Below are 22,040 nucleotides of genomic sequence, written 5' to 3' on the forward strand. Positions count from 1 at the left end.
CCGGCTCGCTCATCGCAGCACCTCCACCAGGGCGTCCACGGGGGCCTCGGCGACGCCGAGCACCAGGGTCGGGGCCAGACCGACCGCGAGGGCCAGCAGCACCAGCGGCGCCCACGCGGCCAGTTCCGCGCCGGCCAGTCCGGGGGTCAGCCGCCCGACCGCCGGGCTGGGCCGCCCGTGCGTCACCTGCCGCAGCAGCCGCAGGAAGTACGCCGCGGTGAGCGCCCCGCCGAGCGCGGCCAGCACGCCCAGGGTGGTCCAGAGCGGCCCGCCGACCTCGACGGCGGCCACCACCGCGAACGCCTCGCCCCAGAAGCCGGCGAGCCCGGGCAGGCCGAGCGAGGCGACGGCGGCGAAGCCGAGCAGCCCGGCGAGCCGGGGCGCGGTCTCCCGCAGCCCGGAGAGGTCGTCGAGCGCCCCGGTGTGCGTACGGTCCTTGACCGCGCCGGCGAGGAAGAACAGCAGGCCGGTGATCACCCCGTGCGCGACGTTGCCGATCAGGGCCGCCTGGATGCCGGTGGTGGTGAGCGTGGCGACCCCGAGCAGCACGAAGCCCATGTGCCCCACGCTGGAGTACGCGATCAGCCGTTTCAGCTCGCGCTGCGCGAGGCAGACCAGCGACCCGACCAGGATCGCCGCGACCGCGAGCACGCCAAGCACCGGGGCGGCCCAGCGGGCGCCCTCCGGCGCCACTCCGACCGCGATCCGGATCAGCCCGTACGTGCCCATCTTGAGCAGCACCCCGGCGAGGACGACGCTGCCGACGGTGGGCGCCTGGGTGTGCGCGTCGGGCAGCCAGGAGTGCAGCGGCCAGAGCGGGCTCTTCACCGCGAACGCCAGCGCGAGCAGGGTGAACGCGGCGAGCTGGGTGCCCCGGGACAACCCGGCTCCGCCGGTGAGCGCCACGATGTCGGCGGTGCCCGCGGCGGCCACCACCGTGTAGACGCCGACCAGCAGCAGCACCGAGCCGAACAGCGTGTAGAGGGCGAACTTGCGGGCCGCCCGCCGCCGGTCCGCGCCGCCCCAGCCGGCGATGACCGCGTACATCGGCAGGAGGACGACCTCGAAGAACACGAAGAACAGCACGAGGTCGAGGGCGAGGAAGGTGCCGAGGATGCCGACCTCGACGACCAGCAGCAGCGCCACCAGCGCCCGCCCGCTGCCGCCCTCGGGCACCCGCCACATGGTGTAGGCGCAGCAGAGCAGGGTGAGCAGGGCCGTCAGCACGACCAGCGGCCAGGAGATGCCGTCCACCCCGAGGTGGAAGCGCAGGTCCAGACCGGGTACCCAGGGCAGGTCGAGCCGGTGCCACGGGCGCACGGCGGGGACGCCGGCCGCGTAGGCGGTCCAGCCGCGCTCGCCGAGGACGAGCAGCGCGGCGGCCACCAGGGTCAGCGCGGCGACGGCCGTACCGAGCGCCCGGGCCGCCCGCTCCCGGGGCGTCGCGGCCACCGCGAGCGCGCCCAGCGCCGGCAGCGCCAGCACCGCGACCAGCAGGAACTCTCCGAGGCTCATGCCGAAACTCCGATCAGCACGGCGGCCAGCCCGATCAGCAGCGCGCCGGCGAGCACCCCGGCTGCCGCGCGTGGCAGCGCGGCCCGGTGCAGGGCCGCCAGCCCGCCGCCGAGGCCGAGCGCGGCCCGGCCGCTGCCCTCGACCGCGCCGTCCACCACCACCTCGTCGGCCGTACGCGTCGCCCGGGCCACCGCCGCCGTCGGGCGTACGACCAGGGCACGCTGGACGTCGTCGAGCCGGAACGCGGCGGCGAAGACCGGCCGCAGCGGGCCCAGCGCGGTCGCCGGGTCGGCGGCCGGGTCCCGCCGCCAGCGGAGCCAGGCCAGCCCCGCCCCGACGGCCAGCAGCGCCAGCGGCAGTAGCAGCTCCGGACCGACGTGGATCAGGGCGTGCTCCCCGGCCGGCGCGCCGGCGGTGGGCGTGAGCAGCAGCCGGCGGGCGAAGGCCCAGTCGAAGCCGGCGAGGCCGAGCAGGGCGGCCGGTACGGCGAGCAGCAGCACCGGCCAGCGCATCACGGCGGGCGGGTCGTGCGGGTGGGCCAGCGGGATCCGCGTCTCGCCGAAGAAGGTGCGCAGCAGCAGGCGGGTGGCGTACCAGGCGGTTACCGCGACGCCGACCAGCCCGGCCAGCCAGACCAGCCAGCCCACCCAGGACGGAGCCGGCCCGGTGCCGTGCAGGGCGGCGTCCCCGGCGGCGGCGAGCACGCCGTCCTTGCTCCAGAAGCCCGACAGCGGGGGCAGCCCGGCCAGGGCGCCCAGGCCGACCACCGTGCACCAGAAGGTGACCGGCATGGCGCGGCGCAGCCCACCCATCCGGGACATCAGCGTGGTGCCGACCGCGTGGATCACCGCGCCGGCGGCGAGGAAGAGCAGCGCCTTGAACGCGGCGTGGGTGAGCAGGTGGAACAGCGCGGCGGGAGTCGAGCCGACCGCGAGCGCGCCGGTCATGTAGCCGATCTGGGAGACCGTCGACCAGGCCAGCACCCGCTTGAGGTCGTCCTGGGCGGTGGCGGCGAACGCGCCGAGCAGCAGGGTGACCGAGGCCATGACCCCCAGCACGGCCAGCGCGACCGGGGTGGCCTCGAACAGCGGGTAGAGGCGGGTCACCGCGTACACGCCGGCGGCGACCATGGTGGCGGCGTGGATCAGCGCCGAGATCGGCGTCGGGCCGGCCATCGCGTCCGGCAGCCAGGTGTGCAGCGGGAACTGGGCGCTCTTGCCGGCCACCCCGGCGAGCAGCAGCAGGCAGGCGGCGGTCAGCGTGCCGGTGCCGTGGTCGTGCGCGAGCACGTCGGCGATCCGGAAGCTGCCGGCCGAGACGCCCAGCAGCGCGATGCCGAGGAGGAAGCCGACGTCGCCGACGCGGGTCACCAGGAACGCCTTCATCGCGGCGGCCGGCGCCTCGGGCAGCCGACGGTCGTGGGCGATGAGCAGGTAGGAGCAGATGCCCATCACCTCCCAGCCAACCAGCAGCAGGATCAGGTCACCGGCGACCACCACCAGCAGCATGGCGGCGGTGAAGAGGCTGATCTGCGCCGCGTACGGCGGGTAGCGGTGGTCGGCGTCGACGTCGTCGTGCGGACCCCGGCGCAGGTAGCCGATCGAGTAGACCTGCACGGCCAGGGCCACCGCGGCGACCGCGACGGCCACCAGCGCGGCGGCCGAGTCGAGCCGGACCCCGAGGGTCACGGTCAGCCCGCCCAGGTCGACCCAGGTGGTGGACGCCTCGACCGGCCGGTCGAGGGTGACCAGCAGGGCGACGGCGAGCGTCAGCGCGCCGGCCGCCCCGGCCACGCCGAGCGCGATCGCCGTCCGGCGCGCCCGGTCCCCGCCCGTCCCGGCGCCGCGCGGCGAGGGCGGCAGCAGCAGGCCGAGCAGGCCCGCGACCAGCGGTACGGCCGGCAGCAGCGCGCCGAGCGTCGTGGTCGTGCTCACCGCTCCCCCTCCGGACGGTCGGCGGATCCGGATGGGCCGCCGGTCCCGGCGGCGGATCCGGACCGGGCATCGGTCCCGGCGGTGGATCCGGACCGGGCATCGGTCCCGGCGGCGGACCCCGGCCTGGTGTCGGTCCCGGCGGCGACCCCGGCCACGGCCGGCCCGGCCGGACGAGCGGTCGGCGGGCGCTCGGTCAGCGGGACCTCGTCGACGGCGACGCTGGCCCGCAGCCGGTAGAGCTGGAGCACGATCGCCAGGCCGACCCCGATCTCGGCGGCGGCCAGCACGATCACGAAGAGCGCGAAGACCTGCCCGCCGTGCGGCAACTGCGCCCGCACGGTGGTGTCGGCGGTGACCAGGATCAGGTTGACCGCGTTGAGCATCAGCTCGACGGCCATCAGCACCAGCACCGCGTTGCGCCGACGCAGCACGCCGTAGACGCCGAGGCCGAACAGCAGCGCGGCGGTGACGTACGGGATGACCGGCCTCACCGCGACCGCCCGCCGTCGCCGCCCGGACCGCTCCCGGTGGTCGCCGTCCCCGGCCGCCCGCCGGACCGGTCCGTGCCGGACCGGTCGGTGCCGGGCCGGCCGATGTCGGGGCGGGAGAGCACGATCGCGCCGACCAGGGCGGCCAGCAGCAGCACCGAGAGCACCTCGAACGGGAGCACCCAGCTCCGGAAGATCTGGTCGCCCAGGCGTTCCGCGGTGCCCGCGTCGGGCAGGTCCACGGCCGTCCAGCGGTAGGCGTCGACCAGCAGGGCCGCCAGGCCCGACCCGGTGCCAGCGCCGATCAGCGCCGCGGGCCAGCCGGGCCGGTCCAGGTCGTCGGAGGCGCCGATCGGGGCGCGGGTGAGCATCACCGCGAACAGCAGCAGCACCACCACCGCGCCGACGTAGATGAGCACCTGCACCCAGGCCACCAGCTCGGCGGTGAGCACCAGGTACATCCCGGCCAGCGCGCCGAGGCAGACCACGAGGTAGAGACCGGCCCGCACCAGGTGCCGGGTGGCCACCACCAGCACCCCCGAACCGACCGCCACCGCGCCGAGGGCGAGCAGCAGCACGTCCGCACCGGTCATGCGCCGGCCTCGGGCTCGGGGCGTACGGGCGGGGCGGCGGGGCGGGCGGCGGGGGCCGCCGGGACCGCGGCCTTGCGCGCGGCGGTGGTCTCCTCCTTGGCCGGCTCGCCGTTCGGGTCGTGCGCGGGCGGCGGCGGCACGGTGCCCATCCACTGCCCCAGGTGGTCCTTGTCGTGGAGCAGGTCCTTGATGTCGTACTCGGCGTACTCGAACTCAGGGGACCAGTAGAGCGCGTCGAAGGGGCAGACCTCCACGCAGATGCCGCAGTACATGCAGAGCGAGAAGTCGATGTCGAACCGGTCGAGCACGTTGCGCTGGCGGGGGCGGGCGGCGCCGGGCACCGCCACCTCCTCCTTGTGCGAGTCGATGTAGATGCACCAGTCCGGGCACTCCCGCGCGCAGAGCATGCAGACCGTGCAGTTCTCCTCCAGCAGCGCGATCACCCCGCGCGAGCGGGGCGGCAGCTCGGGGGCGACGTCGGGGTACTGCTGGGTGGTCGAGCGGCGGGTCATCGTCTTCAGCGTGACCGCGAGCCCCTTGACCAGGCCCGCGCCCGGCAGGCCACGTTCTGGGCCGGCGCCGCCCGGCTCGCTGCGCTCGCTGCGGTCGGTCATGCCGACCATCCTGCCCTGTGGCCCCCGTGCGCGCGACCACCACCCGGGGTTGACCGGCGTACCGCCACCCGTCGCTACGACTCGCCGCTCAGCCGGATCACGCCCCGGTTCCTCCGACGCCGCCGGGCGGGAGCATCTCGACGCCGAGCTGCTGGAGGAGCTGGAACAGCTCGTTGCAGCTCCACACGTCGGCGATGCGGCCTGCGTCGTCGAAGCGCAGGAAACTCGCCCCCGAGTAGCTGACCACCTGTCCGGTCGGCGGCACCGGCCCGAACCGGCCGACCTGGGTGCCGGCTGCCCGCCAGTGCACCGCCACCCGGTTCCCGGCGGCCACCACGTCCACGATCTTGTAGCGCAGGTCGGGGAAGGCGGCACGGCGTTCCCGGTGCCACGCCAGCGTCGCCTCCGGGCCGGCGCCGCCCAGCCCCGGGCACTCCGGCGCGACCAGCTCGTACGCCGACTCCTCCCGCGCGGCGTTCCACACGTCGGCGATGAAGCGCCGGGCCGTCGCCTCCACATCGGTCATCGCGGCAGCGTAACCGCCGGCCGGGCCGCCCGACCCGAACGCCGGCCGCGCCGGGGAGGAGCCCGCGCGGGCGCGGCGGGCTGGCGCGCGGTGCGCCGGCGGAGGGTTGGCGCTCGGTACACCGGCGGGCGGCGGAACCCGCCATGATGGAACGAGCGACAGGCGACGGCGGAGGGGGCGGGCGTGGGCGACACCACCGAGGGCCGCGGCGGCGGCACGGCCAGCGGCGACGAGGTGCTGATGCGGACCGGCGGCAGGTACGTCGAGCCGGGCGGCGAGTTCACCCGGGACCAGCGTTACATCGCCACCCGGATCACCGCCGACGGCCGGGACGGCTGGCCGGTGCAGCCCGGCCGGTACCGGCTGGCCGTCAGCCGCGCCTGCCCGTGGGCGAACCGACTGATCATCGTCCGGCGGCTGCTCGGGCTGGAGGACGCGATCTCGATGGCGGTGGCCGGCCCGACCCACGACAAGCGGAGCTGGACGTTCGACCTGGACCCGGGCGGGCGCGACCCGGTGCTCGGCATCGAGCGGCTGGCGGAGGCGTACTTCGCGCGGTTCCCCGGCTACGAGCGGGGCATCACCGTGCCGGCGGTCGTGGACGTGCCGACCGGGCAGGTGGTCACCAACGACTTCGGGCAGATGAGCCTCGACCTGTCCACCGAGTGGACGGCGTACCACCGGGCGGGCGCGCCCGAGCTCTACCCGGAGCGGCTGCGCGACGAGATCGACGAGCTGAGCGCGATCCTGTTCCGGGACGTCAACAACGGCGTCTACCGGTGCGGCTTCGCCGGCGACCAGGGGGCGTACGAGAAGGCGTACCACCGGCTCTTCGACCGGCTGGACTGGCTGAGCGACCGGCTGGCCGGGCAGCGCTACCTGGTCGGCGACACCGTCACCGAGGCCGACGTGCGGCTGTTCACCACGCTGGTCCGCTTCGACCCGGTCTACCACGGCCACTTCAAGTGCAACCGGAGCAAGCTGACCGAGATGCCGGTGCTCTGGGCGTACGCCCGGGACCTGTTCCAGACCCCCGGCTTCGGCGACACGGTGGACTTCGACCACATCAAGCGGCACTACTACGAGGTGCACCGCGACATCAACCCGACCGGGGTGGTGCCGCTCGGCCCCGACCTGGCGAACTGGCTCACCCCGCACGGCCGGGAGGCCCTCGGCGGTCGCCCCTTCGGCAACGGCACCCCGCCCCCGCCGCCCCCGCCCGAGGAGCGGGTCGACCCCACCCACACTCCCCTGTCCTAACCGCCGGTCTTGCACCTTGCGCCCACCAGACGCACCTCTGTCCCGAAACGACCGGGCCAAGGTGCAAGATCGACGAGAAAGACGAAGGGGTTTGGAGGGAGGGGTCAGAGGGCTATGCGGACGGCGGCCGTCAGGACGAGCTGGCCCAGGGAGACGGGGACCAGGACGAGCCAGCAGAGGCGCTGGAGCTGGTCCTCGCGCAGGCGGGGGTAGGACACCCGGAGCCAGATGATCACGAAGGAGACGGCGAAGACCTTCAGCAGGGTCCACAGCCAGCCGAGCTGCGCGTCGGCGAACGGCCCCTGCCAGCCGCCGAGGAAGAGCACGGTGGTGAGCGCCGCGATCACCACGATGCCGACGTACTCGGCGAGCAGGAAGAAGGCGAACCGCAGGCCCGTGTACTCGGTCATGTAGCCGAAGACCAGCTCCGAGTCGGCGACCGGCATGTCGAACGGCGGGCGGCGGATCTCGGCGAGCCCGGCGAGGAAGAAGACGACCATGGCGGGGGCCTGCCAGAGCAGCCACCACGGCTGCCACGCCGCCACGATCCCGGAGAGGCTGAGCGTGCCGGCCGCCATCGCGACCGACGCGGCGGCCAGCACCAGCGGCAGTTCGTAGCCGAGCAGCTGGGCCGCCCCGCGCAGGCCGCCGAGCAGGCTGTACTTGTTGGCCGACGCCCATGCCGACATCAGCACCGCCAGCACGCCCACCCCGACGACGGCCAGCACGAAGAACAGGCCGATGTCGAGCGGCTGCCCGACCAGGTCGTCCGGGCCGAGCGGGATCACGAGCAGGACCAGCAGGTAGGGCACGAGCGCCACCGCCGGGGCGAGCCGGAAGACCGCCCGGTCCGCCTCCCGGGGCGTGACGTCCTCCTTCTGCACGAACTTCACGCCGTCGGCGACCAGCTGGGCCCAGCCGTGGAAGCCGCCCGCGTACATCGGGCCGAGCCGGCCCTGCATGTGCGCCATCACCTTGTGCTCGGCCTGGCCGACCAGCAGCGGCAGGGTCAGGAAGGCGACGAGCACGCCGCCCACCCGGATCACCAGCTCCAACCACAGCGGCATCAGGGCGTACCTCCGTCGTCGGCCCGCTCGGTCGCGGCCGGCCCCTGCCGGGACGGCCGGTCGGCCGGCGGTCCGGAGCGGGCGGTCCCCTCGCCACGCCCACCGGGCGCACCCGGCAGCGGACCGGCGTCGGCAGCGGTCGGGCCGGTTGCCCCCGGACCGTCGGCCGCGGTCGGGTCGGCCGGCGCGGGGCCGTCGGCGGCACCGGCGGGCCGGGCGGTACGGGCCGGACGGGCCCCCGGGGCCGGCCGGGCGGGCCGCTCCCGGGCCGGGCGGGCCGGGACGCCGCCGCGCGGGCCCTCGCCGGCACCGCCCGCGCCGGCCGGCGTCGGCGTCGTCCCCCACTCCCCCGGCGCGGGCACGCCCGGCGGGCGGACCGGTCGGCGCCCGCCCCCGGCCTCGGACTCGCCCGGTTCCTTGGCGCCCGGCCACGGCTTGGCCACCCGCGAGGCGAGCACGAACTCCTTACGCAGCGGGTGCCCCTCGAACTCGGGCGGCAGCAGCAGCGGCGCCAGCCCGGCGTGGCCGGGGAAGTCGATGCCGAACATCTCGTGCGTCTCCCGCTCGTGCCAGGCGGCTCCGGGGTAGACGTCGACCACCGAGGCGACAGCCGGCGCCTCGCGGGGCACGCGGGTGCGCAGCAGGAGGCCGTGCCGGTGGGCGGTGGACCAGAGGTGCGCCACCACGTCGAAGCCGCCGGCCAGCTCGTCGACGGCGGAGAGCCAGTCGAAGAAGTCGCAGGCCAGCTCCGCGTCGTCGCGGGCGGCGCGGAGCGCGTCCGGCCAGGCCGCCGGGGGTACGTCGACGGTGGCGCGGGCGTGCGCCTGACCGCCGGAGACCGACGGGGTGGCCTCGGCGGGCGCGAGCAGCGCGACCATCCGCTGGCCGACCTCTTCCGGAGTCATGCCGCTGATCCTAGGGCCTCTCCCGCGGGGGCCGCCGGAGCGAGCCGAGGCCCCCGGGCGGCGGACGGCCCCGGCCGGTCCCGCCGGTTCGCGGGCGATCTGGCCGCTTTGCCCGGCGGCGGGCCGGCCGGCGGGGAAAGATGAGGCCGTGCGTGCTGTGACTGTCGCCCCTGGTGTCGCCGACTCCCTGCGGCTGGTGGAGGACCATCCCGAGCCGTCGCCCGAGGAGGGCTCGATCCTGGTCGAGGCGCTGTCGGTCGGGATCTGCGGCACCGACCACGAGATCATCGCCGGCGAGTACGGCGAGGCGCCGCCCGGCACGGACCGGCTGGTGCTGGGGCACGAGTCGCTGGGCCGGGTGCTGGAGGACCCGACCGGCACCCTGCAACCCGGCGACCTGGTGGCCGGCATCGTCCGGCACCCCGACCCGGTGCCCTGCCCGAACTGCGCGGTCGGCGAGTGGGACATGTGCCGCAACGGGCAGTTCACCGAGCACGGCATCAAGGCGCTGCCCGGCTTCGCCCGGGACCGGTGGCGGGTGCAGCCCCGGTTCGCCGTCGGGCTGGACCGGGCGCTCGCCCCGGTCGGCATGCTGCTGGAGCCGACCAGCGTGGTGGCGAAGGCGTGGGACCACATCGAGCGGATCGGCGCCCGCGCCGAGTGGCAGCCGCAGACCGTGCTGGTCACCGGGGCCGGGCCGATCGGCCTGCTGGCCGCGCTGCTGGCCACGCAGCGCGGGCTCGCCGTGCACGTGCTGGACCGCAGCACGACCGGGCCGAAGCCGGAGCTGGTCCGGGCGCTCGGGGCGACCTACCACACCGTGCCGGTCAGCGAGCTGGACTTCGCACCGGACGTGGTGCTGGAGTGCACCGGGGCGCCGGTCGTCGTGCTGGACGTGATGTGCCAGGCCGGGCCGACCGGCATCGTCTGCCTGACCGGGGTGTCCAGCGGCGGGCGGACCATCGACTTCGACGCGGGGGCGCTCAACCGCGCCCTGGTGCTGGAGAACAACGTGGTGTTCGGGTCGGTGAACGCCAACCGGCGGCACTGGGACCAGGCCGCCGAGGCGCTGACCCGCGCCGACCAGTCGTGGCTCAGCTCGCTGATCACCCGCCGCGTGCCGGTGGAGGCGTACGCCGAGGCGTACACCTCCGAACCGGACGACATCAAGGTGGTGCTGGAGTTCGCCTCCTGACGCCGCTCAGAGGCCGGGCAGCCGGCCGTTGCGGAACAGGTCGACGAAGAGCTGGTGGTCCTGCCGGGCCCGCACCCCGTACGCGTGGGCGAAGTCGACGAGGTGTGCGACGAAACCCGCCTCGTCGGCGTCCACCGCCGCCACGATGGCCTCCTCGGTGGAGTAGTCCACCAGGTCGTGGCTCGACTCGTCGTCGGCGACCGAGTGCATCCGGGCGACCGCCCGGCCCAGGTCGGCCAGCACCCCGGCCAGCTCCTCCGGCTCGTTCACGTCGGCCCAGTCGAGGTCGGCCGCGTACGGGGAGACCTCGGCGACGAGCTGGCCGATCCCGTCCAGCTCGGTGAAGCCCAGCCACGGGTCGGCGTGCGCCTGGAGCGCCCGCTGCGACTCGGCGGTGCGGTGCCCCTGGTGCTGGAAGTAGCCCGCGATCGACTCGTCGGCGATGTGCCGGGCGACCGCCGGCACCTGGGCCTGCTTCATGTAGATGACGACGTCGTTCTCCAGCGCCTGGGTGTGCCCCTCCAGCAGCAGGTTGTACGACGGCAGCCCGGCCGAGCCGATGCCCACCCCCTTGCGCAGCACCACGTCCTTGATGTGTGCCGCCACCGGGCGCAGCCGGGCCGAGGAGACCGGCAGCGTGCCGAGGTAGGCCTCGAACGCGGCGCACACCTTCGCCCGGGTCTCGCCGTCGACCTCGAAGACGCCGTCGCCGAGGGAGAACCGCCGCTCGTAGTTGTCGATGGTGGTCTGCGTGGCGAGCAGGTCGACCCGGGTGTTGAGCCGGGCCTGCTGGAGCACCCGGCGCAGCACCCCGTCGGCGTTGTCCAGGGTGATCGAGCCGATCGCGTCGTCGCCGCCGGCGGCGATGGCCCGCAGCTCCGTCAGGTACGACCCGGCGAAGCCGGCGACCAGGTCGCTGATCGCCCGGTCGGAGAGCGCCTTGGCGTAGCCGAGCAGGGCCACGCTGGCCGCCAGGCGCTTCAGGTCCCAGCTGAACGGCCCGACGTACGCCTCGTCGAAGTCGTTGACGTTGAACACGAGCTGCCCGGAGGCGTTCATGTACGTGCCGAAGTTCTCCGCGTGCAGGTCGCCGTGGATCCACACCCGGCTGGTCCGCTCGTCGAGGAACCGGTCGTCGGCGAAGGCGCCGAGCTGGTCGGCGTAGAACAGCGAGGCGCTGCCCCGGTAGAAGGCGAACGGCGACGCGGCCATCTTGCGGAACTTGCGCCGGAAGGCGGCCGGGTCGAGCGCCATCGACTCGCCGAACTCCTCGGTGAGCACGTGGACGATGTGGGCGGAACGCTGGTCCGCGGACTGGCTCATGGTGCGCAGGCTAGCCCCCGCCGACCACCCGGGGTGTCGTCCGGCCGACCGGCCCTTCCCGACCCGACGGCCGGGGTCGGCGCGGGCGGGGACGCGCCTCAGCGGGCGGGCGGGCGGACCGGCGGGGCGGTCAGCGACTCCGCCGAGCGCGGGACCGCGCCGGTGGAGCCGGCGTCGGCGGGCGGGGCGTCGACCGGCGCGGCGAGCGCGTCCGGCCGGGGCACCCCGCCGATCCCGGACTGCTCGGCGGCGATCTTCTCCTGGAGGCGCAGGATGCCGTGCAGCAGCGCCTCCGGCCGGGGCGGGCAGCCCGGCACGTAGACGTCGACCGGGATGAGCTGGTCGACGCCCTTGGTCACCGAGTAGGAGTCCCAGTAGGGGCCGCCGCAGTTGGAGCACGCGCCGAACGAGATGACGTACTTCGGCTCGGGCATCTGGTCGTAGAGCCGCTTGATGGCGGGGGCCATCTTGTCGGTGACCGTCCCGGAGACCACCATCAGGTCGGCCTGCCGGGGGCCGTGCGCGAAGGGGATCACGCCCAGCCGCATGAAGTCGTGCCGGCCCATGCTGGTGGCGATGAACTCGATCGCGCAGCAGGCCAGGCCGAAGTTGAAGACCCAGAGCGAGTAGCGGCGGCCCCAGTTCAGCACGAACCGGATCGGCTCGCCGAGCACTCCCGGCACCTGCACGACCGCCCCCCTTCCCCGAGCCCGTCCCAAGTCAACCACAGCCGCCGGCGGCACCGACCGGTCGCTCCGCGCCGCCGGCCGCCGGCGCCCCGACCGCGCCACTGTCGGGTAGGCGACGTCAGTTCGTGTTCGTCCGGTCGCAACCGTTCCCGGGGGTGGCAGGTGTCTTGCCCGTAACACCGCCCGACGGCGAGGGCCGCGGGCGGAACACGGGGAACTGGAGGACACGAACATGGCACGTACCATCGCCCGTCGGCTCGCCGCCGGCATCCTGGGCGCGGGGCTCGCCCTGCTCGGCGCGGCGGCGCCCGCCGCACAGGCCGCAGCCGTGCCCGCCGACACGTCGGTGTCGGTCGGCCAGCTGGTGCTCGAACCGACCGATCGTGGGTACGCCGGCAGCCTGCCGGTGACCGTCACCTACCGGGGCGTGCAGGCCGGCACCCTCAACCTGACCGTCACCGAGCCCGTGCCGGGTGCCTTCGCCGGGCTCACCCCGGCGGATCCGTGCTTCTCCGGCAGCCCGAACCCGGTGCGCACGATCTACTGCATGGTTCCCGGCGGGGCCCTCCAGCCGGGTGAGCGCCGACGGTTCACCGTCGACTTCCGGGTGTCGACCACCCCGCGCGACCACGCCATGTCCGCCCCGGCGGGTCGGGTGACGGTGGAGACCGGGGACGCCAACCCGACCAACGACACCAGCGAGTTCAGCACGTTGTTCCGCTCCACCACCGGCTCGCTGCGCGACCCGCAGCCGTACGTCTGGGACACCCTGACGGACGCGTCGCTGGCGGTGGGGGCGGCGACCCTGACCCGGCAGGAGGACGGGAGCTGGCGGGGCCGGCTGCCGGTGACCGTGCGGGTCGCGGGCGACGCCGCACACGACGCGTACTGGCTGGAGCCGACGCTGCCGGCCGGGGTCAGCCTCGCCGGCATCGAGCCGGAGGAGACCTGCGCCGGCGCCTGCACCGTGCCCGGCGGGCGGTTCCTGCCGGGTGAGGAGCGCACCGTGTCGCTGCTGCTCCGCGCGCCCGCGGAGGTCGCCCCGGGCGACCTGGGCACGGGCTCGGTACGGCTGTACGCCGTATTCGGCTGGGACGGCGAGCGGCTCGACGTCGACCCGGCCGACAACACCGCCGCGTTCACCGTCACCGCCGTCGACTGACGACAATGACGCAGACCGATGCGCGGCCGTGGGTGACCCCACGGCCGCGCACCACCCCTCCGCCACGCGGGACGGAGCGACCGACGATCGAGGTGAGGGCCGCGGTGGTGGAGGATGCCGGTCCCGGCTTCGACGACGTCTACCGCCACCACTTCCAGCCGCTGGTGGTGCAGTTGTACGCGTTCGTCGGCGACATGGGCGAGGCCCAGGACCTGGTGCAGGAGGCGTTCAGCCGGGCGTGGCCGCGCTGGCACCGGATCGCCCGGTACGACGACCCGGTGGCCTGGGTCCGCCGGGTGGCCTGGAACGCGGGCGTCAGCCGGTGGCGCCGGCTGCGAACGGCCCGGCTGTTCCACCAGCGCCAGCGGCTGGAGGTGGTGGACGGACCGGGCCCGGACCGGGTCGCGCTCGCCACCGCACTCCGTACGCTGCCGGCCCGGCAGCGACGCGCGGTGGTGCTGTACTACCTGGCCGAACTGACTGTCGGCGAGATCGCCGAGGAGTGCGCGGTGGCCCCCGGAACGGTCAAGTCCTGGCTGCACCGCGCCCGCACGACACTCGCCGCCAGCCTCTCCGACAACGGCCCGGAGCATCCGGACGGCAGCCGCCCGGCGGCAACCCCGACCCGAAGGACGGTGGACTGAGATGGACCAGCGGGACCTGGGTCCCGACCGGCTGGCGGGCGCCTTCGCCGAACTGCGCTCCGCCGGTCTGCGTCAGGTCACCGACCCTGATCCGGACGAGCCGCGCCGTCGGGCGTACCGCCGGCTGCGCAACCGGACCGCCGTCCCGGCGGTGGCGACGGCGGTCGTCCTGCTGGCCGGCGCGGTGGGGCTGGCCGGGAGCGCAGTCCGCCTGCCGCCCGCGCCGGCGACGGCGACCGACCCCACCGACCTTCCCTCCGCCTGGCCCTCGACCGGATCGACCCCACCCGACCCGTCACCGTCCAGCCCGTCCGCGGCCCCGAGCGGCGGCACCCCCTCGGCGACGCCGAGCCGCACGGCGACGCCGGCACCGCCCACCGGCGCGCCGGCCCCGTCCGGGCCCCGCCCCAGCGGCACGCCGTCGGCGACCTCGGCCCGGTACGTCGACCTGTCGATCGACGCCCCGCGCGCCCTCACCCTGCAACCGTCCGGCGGCGCCTACACCGGCTGGCTCGACGTCACCATGGCCAACGCCGGCACCCGCGCGTACGACAGCGGGGACCTGATCGTGGTGCTGCCGGTGGAGGCGACGATCAACCTCGACGGCACCGGCATCGGCGGCTGCTTCCACCAGGGCCAGAACGACGACACGAAGACGATGTTCTGCACCGGTGACAGCCAGATCCCGGCGGGGGGCTCCCGGTCGTACCGGTTCCGGGTGCGGGTGGACGTAGCGCCGGGCGGGCCGGCCCGCACACTCACCGGCTTCGCGCTGACCGTCCGGGCGAACGTGCGGGGCGCCTTCCCCGCCGACCGCACCCCCGCCGACAACACCGCTCCGACCGACCTCAGGCTGCCCACCGCGTGACCCGTGCCGGGAGGAGGTGACCGGCGGCGGCACGGGCGCCGCCGCCGGTCACCAGGTCGGGCGTTGCAGCAGGCCGACGAACTCCACGAGCAGGCGTTCCCGCAGCGCGGGCGGCGCGGCGTTGAGCAGCGTGTTCACCACCGCCGTCCGCCCCGGCACCGGGCTCGCCGGGGCGTCCGCGCCGGTCGGGGCCGGGTCGCCCAGGCCCAGCCCCGCGGCCAGTCCGGCGACCAGGTCCGGGGTGAGCGCGTCGGGGGTCAGCGTGGTGGCGAGGGCGAGCAGCTCGCCGGGGAGTGCGACCGGCCCGGCCGCCCGGGCGGCGGCCACCGCGTCGGCCAGGGCCGGGCCGAACTCGGCCACCCGGGGCGCCACCGCGGCGGTCACGGTCAGGTGCACGCTCGGCGGCAGGTCGGCGTACGCGAGCTGGGGCTGGGTGTGCCAGCCCCGGGCGGTCAGCTCGTCGACCAGCACGAAGAGGTCCAGCCCCGGCTCGGTGGCGGTGAAGCAGACGACGGTCGACTCCGGCTCGGCCATCAGCCGCAGCCCGTCGACCGCGCGGACGGCGTCGGCCAGCCCGGCCACGGCGTCCCGCGTCGCCGCCGCGAGCCGCAGGTAGCCGTCGTCGCCGAGGTGCCGCAGGGTGGCGTACGCGGCGGCGATCGGGCCGCCGGAGCGGGTCGAGGCGATGACCGGGTTGACCATCGTGTAGCCGGGCCAGTCCGCGTACGCGAAGTACTGCGGGGCGCGCAGCGCCGGGTCGCGGTGCAGCAGCACCGACACCCCCTTCGGGGCGTACGCGTACTTGTGCAGGTCGACCGAGATCGAGGTGACCCCGGGGACGGCGAAGTCGAACGGCGGCACGGGCGCCCCGAGCCGGCGCAGGTACGGCAGGGTCCAGCCGCCGAAGCAGGCGTCGACGTGGCAGCGAACCCCGGCCTCGGCGGCCGCCCCGGCGATCTCGGTGACCGGGTCGACGACGCCGTGCGCGTACGAGGGGGCGGAGCAGGCCACGAGGACGGTCTCCGGGCCGATGGCGGCGGCCACGTCGGCGGCGGCGGGCCGGAGCGTGGCCGCCGAGACGGGCACCGGGTCCACCGCGACCCGCAGGTAGTGCGCCGCCTTGGCGAACGCGGCGTGGGCGCTGGCCGGCACCACGATCCGGGGCGTGGCGATCTCCGGGTGGGCGTCCCGGGCGGCCTTCACGGCCAGGATCAGCGACTCCGTCCCGCCGCTGGTGACGCTGCCGACGGCGTCCGGCGCGGCGCCGCCCGGGCCGCCACCGAGCAGCCGGGCCGCCGCGCCGACCAGCGCGTTCTCCATCGCCAGCAGCGACGGAAAGGCGGTCGGGTCGAGCCCGTTGACGTGCGCGCTCCCGGCGTGCGCGGCGGCGGCCAGCTCGTCCAGCCCCGGCACCGCCGGGTCGTAGACGTACGCGAAGAGCAGCCCCCCGTGCGTGGGCCGGTCGGCACTCCGCAGCGCCCGCAGCTCGGCCAGCACCCGCTCGACGGGCACCCCGCTCCCGGGCAGCGCGCTCCGGCCCGGCCTCTCGTCGATCATGGAGTCGTGGTGCCCTTTCCGTGGGGTTCAGCGGCTTTCGTCCCCGCCGCGACCGCCTCGACGGCGGGGCGGGGGGCGGCCTGGGCCTCGGCCTGGGCCTCGGCTTCGGCGAGGCGGGCGGGGGTGAGGTCGTAGGGGCGGAGGAGGAGGACGGCCAGGGCCACCAGGAGTGCGGGCAGGACGGTGAAGCCGAGCAGGATGCCGAGGCGGGCGCCGTCGGACTGGGCGGCGGCGGTGCCGGTGTCGGAGGAGACGTAGCCGCTGAGCTGGAGCACGAGGCCGAAGATGCCCGGACCGAGGGCCAGCCCGAGGGTCTCCCCCGCCGTCCAGAGGCCGGTGAACACGCCGGCCTGCCGCCGGCCGGTGCGCGCCGTGTCGTACGCGATGCAGTCCGGGAGCATGGCGAGGGCGAAGACCTGCTGGCCCGCGTACCCGACGCCGACCAGCGCGACCAGGAGGTAGACCGCCGCCCCCGGCAGCACCGGCGCGGCGACCAGGGCCAGCGCGCCCGCCGCGAAGATCAGCGACGCGGCGACCAGGGCGGTCAACTTGCCGACCCGCGCGCCGACCCGGGTCCAGACCGGCATCACCAGCAGCGCCGGCCCGACGAAGCAGGCGAACAGGACGGTCGGCCCGCCCTCGGGGTCGCGCAGGATCTGGTCGGCGAAGTAGTTGACCCCGGCGAGGATCGTGGCCACCCCGGCGGACTGCACCACGAAGCAGAGCAGCAGCGCCCGGAACGGCCGGTTACGCCCGGCGACGGCGAGTTGGGCGCGCAGCGTCGGCTCGCTCGCCCCCACCGTGCCCTCGGGAGCGGACCGGGTGCCGAGGAACGCGCCGAGCGCGCCGGCCACGATCAGCCCGGCGACGAAGAGCCCCATCCAGCGGTGCCCCGCGACGCCACCGCCGCCGGCGTCGCGCACCAGCGGGGCCACCGCGCCGGAGACGAGGATGGCCAGCGCCAGCACCGCGATCCGCCAGCTCATCAGCCGGGTACGTTCCGCGTAGTCGCCGGTCAGCTCGGCCGGCATCGCCACGTACGGCACCTGGAAGAAGGCGAAGGCGGTGGCGGTGGCGAGGAACGCGACGGCGACGTACGCGCCGGCGGCCGGCCCGGCCCCGAACGGCGCGGCGAAGATGGCGGCGAAGAACACACCGAGCGCCACCCCGGCGCCCAGCAGGTACGGCCGGCGGGCGCCCCAGCGCGACCGGGTGCGGTCGGAGACGCGGCCGGCGACCGGGTTGACCAGCACGTCCCACGCCTTCGGCAGGAGCACCAGCAGGGCGGCCGCGCCCGCCGCGACCCCGAGGGTGTCGGTCAGGTAGGGCAGCAGGAGCAGCCCGGGCACGGTGCCGAACGCGCCGGTGGCCAGCGACCCGAGCGCGTACCCCGCGTGCACCCGGCGCGGCAGCCCGGCCCCACCCGACGCGGGCGGGCCGGCGGCCGGCGGCACCGGGACGGCCGGCGCGGCCACGCCCGGGGAGCCGGCTCCACCCGGCGGCGCGTCCATGGGGCCGAATGTTACTCACGTTATGGCGTTGGTCACATCCCCTCTTCCGGGGACCAGCCCGCCGCCCGCATGTCCACCCCGTCGCCGCGCAGCGGCGTGCCCTCGGCACGCAGCCGGGCCCGCGCCTCCCGCTCGTGCCCGGGCGGCAGGCGGCCGGCCGCGTTCACCACCCGGTGCCAGGGCACCCCGCCGCCGTGCCGGGCCATGATCGAGCCGACCAGCCGGGCCGACGCCCGCCCCGAGCGCTCGGCCAGCGCGTCGGCGACCGCCCCGTACGACATCACCCGGCCGGGCGGGATCCGCTCGACCAGTTCCAGCACCGCCTCGACGTACTCGTCAGGTCTCACGAGCCGCCACGATATGAGAACGCGACGGGGCGCACCCGCACCGACCACGCAGAATAGGCGGGTGCGCGACGCAGTCACGGCGGCCCGACGGGTCGTCGTCAAGATCGGATCCTCCTCGTTGACCACCGCCGCCGGCGGGCTGGACGACGGGCGGGTCGACGCGCTCGTCGGCACCCTCGGCGCGCTCGCCGCCGACGGCCGTGAGGTCGTGCTGGTCAGCTCCGGCGCGATCGCCGCCGGCCTCGCCCCGCTCGGGCTGGCCCGGCGCCCGCGCGACCTGGCCACCCAGCAGGCCGCCGCCAGCGTCGGGCAGGGCCTGCTCATCGGCCGGTACGCGACCGCCTTCGCCCGGCACGGGCTGACCGTCGGGCAGGTGCTGCTCACCGTCGACGACGTGACCCGGCGGGCGCACTACCGCAACGCGTACCGCACCCTGCGCAAGCTGCTCGACCTGCGGGCGGTGCCGATCGTCAACGAGAACGACACGGTGGCCACCGAGGAGATCCGGTTCGGCGACAACGACCGGCTGGCCGCCCTCGTCGCCGCCCTGGTCCACGCCGACCTGCTGGTGCTCCTCTCGGACGTGGACGCCCTCTGGACCGGCGACCCCACCCGCCCGGGCTCCAGCCGGATCAGCGAGGTGCGCGACGAGCGGGACCTCAGTGGCGTCGACATCGGCGGCGCGGGGCGGGCCGGGGTGGGCACGGGCGGCATGGTGACGAAGGTGGAGGCCGCCCGGATCGCCACCGGCTTCGGCATCCCGGTGGTGCTGACCGCCGCGCCGCTGGCCGCCCCGGCGCTGGCCGGCGAGCCGGTCGGCACCCTGTTCCACCCGAGCCGCCGGCGCCCGGCGGCCCGGCTCTTCTGGCTGGCCCACGCCACCTCGCCCCGGGGGCGGCTGCACCTCGACCCGGGCGCGGTCGCCGCGGTGGTGGGCCGGCGCAAGTCGCTGCTGCCCGCCGGGATCACGGCCGTGGACGGGGCGTTCACCGCCGGCGACCCGGTCGACCTGGTGGACGTCGAGGGCGCGCCGGTCGCCCGGGGGCTGGTCAACTACGACGCGGTCGAGCTGCCCGGGCTGCTCGGCCGGTCGACCTCGGAACTCGCCGCGGCGCTCGGCCCGGCGTACGAACGGGAGGTCGTCCACCGCGACGACCTCGTGCTGTTGTGAGGAGTGCGGCGATGAGCGTGAGCGAGCAGGCCCGGCGGGCGCGTACGGCGGCGGAGGCGCTGGCCGTCGCCACGCGTACGGCCAAGGACGCCGCGCTGGTCGCGATGGCCGACGCGCTGGTGGCGCGTACGCCGGAGATCCTGGCGGCGAACGAGGCGGACCTGGCGGCCGGGCGCGCGGCCGGGCTGAGCGCGGCCGTGCTGGACCGGCTCGCCCTCGACGCGGGGCGGGTGGCGGGCATCGCCGACGCGCTGCGGCAGATGGCCGCGCTGCCGGACCCGGTGGGCGAGGTGGTCCGCGGTTCGACCCTGCCCAACGGGCTGGAGCTGCGCCAGGTCCGGGTGCCGTTCGGCGTGGTGGGCATCATCTACGAGGCCCGGCCGAACGTGACCGTCGACGCCGCCGGCATCTGCCTGAAGTCCGGCAACGCGGCGCTGCTACGCGGCTCCTCGTCGGCGGCGCACTCCAACGCCGCCCTGGTCGCGGTGCTGCGCGACGCCGTCTCCGGCGCGGGTCTGCCGGCGGACGCGGTGCAACTGCTCGACGCCAGCACCCGTGACTCGGTCAAGGAGCTGATGCGCGCCCGTGGCCTGGTCGACGTGCTGATCCCGCGCGGCGGCGCGTCCCTGATCCGCACCGTGGTGGAGGAGTCGACGGTGCCGGTCATCGAGACCGGCGTCGGCAACTGCCACGTCTACGTCGACGCCGCCGCCGACCTGGCGAAGGCGGTCGCGATCACGCTGAACGCCAAGACGCAGCGGCTGTCCACCTGCAACACGGCCGAGTCGCTGCTGGTGCACGCGGCGGTGGCCGACGCCTTCCTGCCGCCGGTGCTGGCCGCGTTCGCCGACGCGGGCGTGACCGTGCACGGCGACGACCGCGTCGCGGCCCACTCGCCGGCCGTGGTGCCGGCCACCGACGAGGACTTCGCCACCGAGTACCTCTCCGCGGACATCTCGGTCGCCGTCGTCGACTCGCTCGACGCGGCGGTCGCGCACATCCGGCGGTACGGCACGGGGCACACCGAGGCGATCGTCACGGACTCGGCCACCGCCGCCCGGGAGTTCGTGGCCCGGGTGGACGCGGCGGCCGTGATGGTCAACGCCTCGACCCGGTTCACCGACGGCGGGGAGTTCGGCTTCGGCGCCGAGATCGGCATCTCCACGCAGAAGCTGCACGCCCGCGGCCCGATGGGCCTGCCCGAGCTGACCTCCACCAAGTACGTGGTCACCGGGGACGGCCACCTGCGCGGCTGAGCCTCCGTAGTGGAGAGTTGCGCCGGATCGCTAGGCTGGGTCCGGTTGGCACGGCCGCCGCGGGGGAGGCGAGGCATGCTGGATGACGGTGCCCTGGAGCAGCAACTGACGCAGGCGCGGGCCGCGTTGCGGGACGCCTCCCGCAACGCTGTCCCCCGGGAGCGGGCGGAGTCGGTGGGAGAGGCCGCCGACGGGCGGATCAGGGTCACCCTCGGCACCGACGGGCGGATCAGCGCGATCGAGATCGACCCCCGGGTGCTCCGCGAAGGCTCGGAACACCTCGCCGGGGAGCTGCGCCGGGCGGTGAACGCCGCCCTCGACGGGCAGGAGCCGGCGGTCGACGCCGCGCCGATGCCCGACCTGGCCGCGATGACCGCCACCCTGGAGCGGATCCAGGACCAGGGCCTGCGGCAGATGCGGGAGATGAGCCTCGCGATCAGCGAGAACATGCGCAAGCTCCAGCAGCGGAGCTGAGCCGTGGAACCCCTCGACGTCGACATCGACGCGCTGCGCCGGGGCGCTGAGCAGCTCGGCGAGGCCAAGGAGAGCGTGCGCCAGACCTTCGAGTCCTTCCAGGCCGCGGTGGCCGGGTACGAGCAGGCGTTCGGCGGTGACGACATCGGCATGCTGCTCGGCGTCGCGCACCAGGCGTGCGTGGAGGCGGTCGCCGAGTGCCTGGGCACCAACATCACCGAACTGGAGTCGTACGCCGAGAGCCTGCGTGGCATGGCGGACGGCTACCAGGCCGTGGAGGACAACGTCTCCGAGGCGTTCCGCTCGATCCTCGGCAAGCTGGGCTGAGCCCGGAAGAGAGGAGTCACCGTGGGTCTGACGCTCCCGGGTGAGCTGGCGTCCCTGCTGTCGATGCTCGGATACGACTGGCCGGAGTCCGACGAGACGGCCATCTTCCAGCTCGCCGGCGAGTGGACCGGCATGGCGGACCGGGTCAACGGCTCGGTCGCCCAGTTGGAGTCGGCGGCGCGGACGGTGCTGGACACCAACCGGGGCGAGAGCTTCACCGCCTTCGCCAGCGAGTGGACCGACAAGGAGTCGGCGGCCCGCAACATCGCCGACGCCGCGAACCCGGCCACCGTCATCGGGATCGGCCTGATGGCCGCCGCGGGCGTGGTGCTCGTCCTCAAGATCAACGTGATCATCCAGCTGATCGTGCTGGCGATCCAGATCGCCCAGGCGATCGCCACGGCGGCGGTCACCTTCGGCGCGTCGCTGCTACAGATCCCGATCTTCAAGATGATCACCGGATTGATCATCGACCAGTTGATCGGCATGGCCGTGGACATGGTCCTCAATGGCTAAGAAGCGGACCACGCCGACCCGGCAGACGCAGCCGAAGGGCGCCAAGATCGTCTCGGCGTACCTGGAGAACGCCGACGTGTTCCGCACCGCCAAGGCGG

22 protein-coding genes and 1 pseudogene are annotated in these 22,040 nt (G+C 75.2%); 10 read left to right on the top strand and 13 right to left on the bottom strand.

What is annotated here, in order from left to right:
• Nucleotides 1–9: 9 nt before the first annotated feature.
• From ACZ6O2_RS30450 to ACZ6O2_RS30475, 6 genes are all read right to left on the bottom strand, one after another.
• Complete coding sequence (locus ACZ6O2_RS30450; protein WP_466025292.1) at nucleotides 10–1,515, bottom strand: complex I subunit 4 family protein; 1,506 nt, start codon at nucleotides 1,513–1,515, stop codon at nucleotides 10–12.
• Nucleotides 1,512–3,449: an NADH-quinone oxidoreductase subunit 5 family protein gene (locus ACZ6O2_RS30455; RefSeq protein WP_466025293.1), complete on the bottom strand. Its 1,938-nt coding sequence runs from the start codon at nucleotides 3,447–3,449 to the stop codon at nucleotides 1,512–1,514. The genes ACZ6O2_RS30450 and ACZ6O2_RS30455 overlap by 4 nt, the downstream gene beginning before the upstream one ends.
• On the bottom strand, nucleotides 3,446–3,940 hold the full coding sequence (gene nuoK, locus ACZ6O2_RS30460; protein ID WP_466025294.1) for an NADH-quinone oxidoreductase subunit NuoK: 495 nt from the start codon (nucleotides 3,938–3,940) through the stop codon (nucleotides 3,446–3,448). Before nuoK ends, ACZ6O2_RS30455 begins: the two co-directional genes overlap by 4 nt.
• On the bottom strand, nucleotides 3,937–4,530 hold the full coding sequence (locus tag ACZ6O2_RS30465; RefSeq protein ID WP_466025295.1) for an NADH-quinone oxidoreductase subunit J family protein: 594 nt from the start codon (nucleotides 4,528–4,530) through the stop codon (nucleotides 3,937–3,939). The genes nuoK and ACZ6O2_RS30465 overlap by 4 nt, the downstream gene beginning before the upstream one ends.
• Complete coding sequence (locus ACZ6O2_RS30470; RefSeq protein WP_357460145.1) at nucleotides 4,527–5,153, bottom strand: NuoI/complex I 23 kDa subunit family protein; 627 nt, start codon at nucleotides 5,151–5,153, stop codon at nucleotides 4,527–4,529. Before ACZ6O2_RS30470 ends, ACZ6O2_RS30465 begins: the two co-directional genes overlap by 4 nt.
• Before the next feature lie 88 nt (nucleotides 5,154–5,241).
• Complete coding sequence (locus tag ACZ6O2_RS30475) at nucleotides 5,242–5,670, bottom strand: ester cyclase (RefSeq protein ID WP_466025296.1); 429 nt, start codon at nucleotides 5,668–5,670, stop codon at nucleotides 5,242–5,244.
• 240 nt (nucleotides 5,671–5,910) lie between these two features.
• On the opposite strand from ACZ6O2_RS30475, the gene ACZ6O2_RS30480 reads away from it, so the two are divergent.
• Entirely contained in the window at nucleotides 5,911–6,930 is a 1,020-nt protein-coding gene (locus tag ACZ6O2_RS30480; RefSeq protein ID WP_466025308.1) for a glutathione S-transferase family protein, read from the top strand.
• A 104-nt stretch (nucleotides 6,931–7,034) separates the two neighbouring features.
• On the opposite strand, the gene ACZ6O2_RS30485 is transcribed toward ACZ6O2_RS30480, so the two are convergent.
• Both ACZ6O2_RS30485 and ACZ6O2_RS30490 read right to left on the bottom strand, forming a co-directional pair.
• A complete protein-coding gene (locus ACZ6O2_RS30485) occupies nucleotides 7,035–7,997 on the bottom strand; it encodes a complex I subunit 1/NuoH family protein (RefSeq protein ID WP_350711593.1) in 963 nt (320 codons plus the stop codon).
• A 305-nt stretch (nucleotides 7,998–8,302) separates the two neighbouring features.
• A pseudogene (locus tag ACZ6O2_RS30490) lies at nucleotides 8,303–8,902 on the bottom strand (NADH-quinone oxidoreductase subunit C); the annotation flags it as partial.
• A 148-nt stretch (nucleotides 8,903–9,050) separates the two neighbouring features.
• Between ACZ6O2_RS30490 and ACZ6O2_RS30495 the strand changes: the two are divergent.
• Nucleotides 9,051–10,097 (top strand): glucose 1-dehydrogenase, encoded by a 1,047-nt coding sequence (locus ACZ6O2_RS30495; RefSeq protein ID WP_357460141.1) that lies wholly within the window; start codon nucleotides 9,051–9,053, stop codon nucleotides 10,095–10,097.
• A 6-nt stretch (nucleotides 10,098–10,103) separates the two neighbouring features.
• On the opposite strand, the gene ACZ6O2_RS30500 is transcribed toward ACZ6O2_RS30495, so the two are convergent.
• Nucleotides 10,104–11,420, bottom strand: a complete 1,317-nt coding sequence (locus ACZ6O2_RS30500; RefSeq protein WP_466025297.1) for a DUF2252 domain-containing protein — start codon at nucleotides 11,418–11,420, stop codon at nucleotides 10,104–10,106.
• A gap of 98 nt (nucleotides 11,421–11,518) precedes the next feature.
• Nucleotides 11,519–12,109, bottom strand: coding sequence for an NADH-quinone oxidoreductase subunit B (locus tag ACZ6O2_RS30505; RefSeq protein ID WP_363708215.1), 591 nt, complete (start codon nucleotides 12,107–12,109; stop codon nucleotides 11,519–11,521).
• Nucleotides 12,110–12,341: 232 nt separating this feature from the next.
• On the opposite strand from ACZ6O2_RS30505, the gene ACZ6O2_RS30510 reads away from it, so the two are divergent.
• Genes ACZ6O2_RS30510 through ACZ6O2_RS30520 form a run of 3 tightly spaced genes read left to right on the top strand, consistent with a single transcriptional unit; the run spans nucleotide 12,342 to nucleotide 14,783 of the window.
• Complete coding sequence (locus ACZ6O2_RS30510) at nucleotides 12,342–13,271, top strand: hypothetical protein (RefSeq protein ID WP_466025298.1); 930 nt, start codon at nucleotides 12,342–12,344, stop codon at nucleotides 13,269–13,271.
• Nucleotides 13,272–13,276: 5 nt separating this feature from the next.
• A complete protein-coding gene (locus tag ACZ6O2_RS30515; RefSeq protein WP_466025299.1) occupies nucleotides 13,277–13,915 on the top strand; it encodes a SigE family RNA polymerase sigma factor in 639 nt (212 codons plus the stop codon).
• A 1-nt stretch (nucleotide 13,916) separates the two neighbouring features.
• Complete coding sequence (locus ACZ6O2_RS30520) at nucleotides 13,917–14,783, top strand: hypothetical protein (RefSeq protein WP_466025300.1); 867 nt, start codon at nucleotides 13,917–13,919, stop codon at nucleotides 14,781–14,783.
• A gap of 48 nt (nucleotides 14,784–14,831) precedes the next feature.
• On the opposite strand, the gene ACZ6O2_RS30525 is transcribed toward ACZ6O2_RS30520, so the two are convergent.
• Genes ACZ6O2_RS30525 through ACZ6O2_RS30535 form a run of 3 tightly spaced genes read right to left on the bottom strand, consistent with a single transcriptional unit; the run spans nucleotide 14,832 to nucleotide 18,198 of the window.
• Nucleotides 14,832–16,340: a pyridoxal phosphate-dependent decarboxylase family protein gene (locus tag ACZ6O2_RS30525; RefSeq protein ID WP_466025301.1), complete on the bottom strand. Its 1,509-nt coding sequence runs from the start codon at nucleotides 16,338–16,340 to the stop codon at nucleotides 14,832–14,834.
• A complete protein-coding gene (locus tag ACZ6O2_RS30530) occupies nucleotides 16,337–17,851 on the bottom strand; it encodes an MFS transporter (RefSeq protein WP_466025302.1) in 1,515 nt (504 codons plus the stop codon). The genes ACZ6O2_RS30525 and ACZ6O2_RS30530 overlap by 4 nt, the downstream gene beginning before the upstream one ends.
• A 32-nt stretch (nucleotides 17,852–17,883) precedes the next feature.
• A complete protein-coding gene (locus tag ACZ6O2_RS30535; RefSeq protein WP_350711609.1) occupies nucleotides 17,884–18,198 on the bottom strand; it encodes an MGMT family protein in 315 nt (104 codons plus the stop codon).
• A 13-nt stretch (nucleotides 18,199–18,211) separates the two neighbouring features.
• On the opposite strand from ACZ6O2_RS30535, the gene proB reads away from it, so the two are divergent.
• The 5 genes from proB (at nucleotide 18,212) to ACZ6O2_RS30560 (ending at nucleotide 21,942) form a co-directional block, all read left to right on the top strand.
• A complete protein-coding gene (proB, locus tag ACZ6O2_RS30540) occupies nucleotides 18,212–19,369 on the top strand; it encodes a glutamate 5-kinase (RefSeq protein ID WP_466025303.1) in 1,158 nt (385 codons plus the stop codon).
• An 11-nt stretch (nucleotides 19,370–19,380) separates the two neighbouring features.
• The gene (locus tag ACZ6O2_RS30545) at nucleotides 19,381–20,625 is read left to right on the top strand and encodes a glutamate-5-semialdehyde dehydrogenase (protein ID WP_466025304.1); all 1,245 of its coding nucleotides are present in this window, start codon (nucleotides 19,381–19,383) and stop codon (nucleotides 20,623–20,625) included.
• A 75-nt stretch (nucleotides 20,626–20,700) separates the two neighbouring features.
• Nucleotides 20,701–21,099: a YbaB/EbfC family nucleoid-associated protein gene (locus tag ACZ6O2_RS30550; protein ID WP_466025305.1), complete on the top strand. Its 399-nt coding sequence runs from the start codon at nucleotides 20,701–20,703 to the stop codon at nucleotides 21,097–21,099.
• Nucleotides 21,100–21,102: 3 nt separating this feature from the next.
• A complete protein-coding gene (locus tag ACZ6O2_RS30555; protein WP_350711616.1) occupies nucleotides 21,103–21,426 on the top strand; it encodes a WXG100 family type VII secretion target in 324 nt (107 codons plus the stop codon).
• Nucleotides 21,427–21,447: 21 nt separating this feature from the next.
• Complete coding sequence (locus ACZ6O2_RS30560) at nucleotides 21,448–21,942, top strand: WXG100 family type VII secretion target (RefSeq protein WP_350711618.1); 495 nt, start codon at nucleotides 21,448–21,450, stop codon at nucleotides 21,940–21,942.
• Nucleotides 21,943–22,040: the final 98 nt, after the last annotated feature.

It is taken from the genome of Micromonospora sp. NPDC048040, from assembly GCF_055587185.1.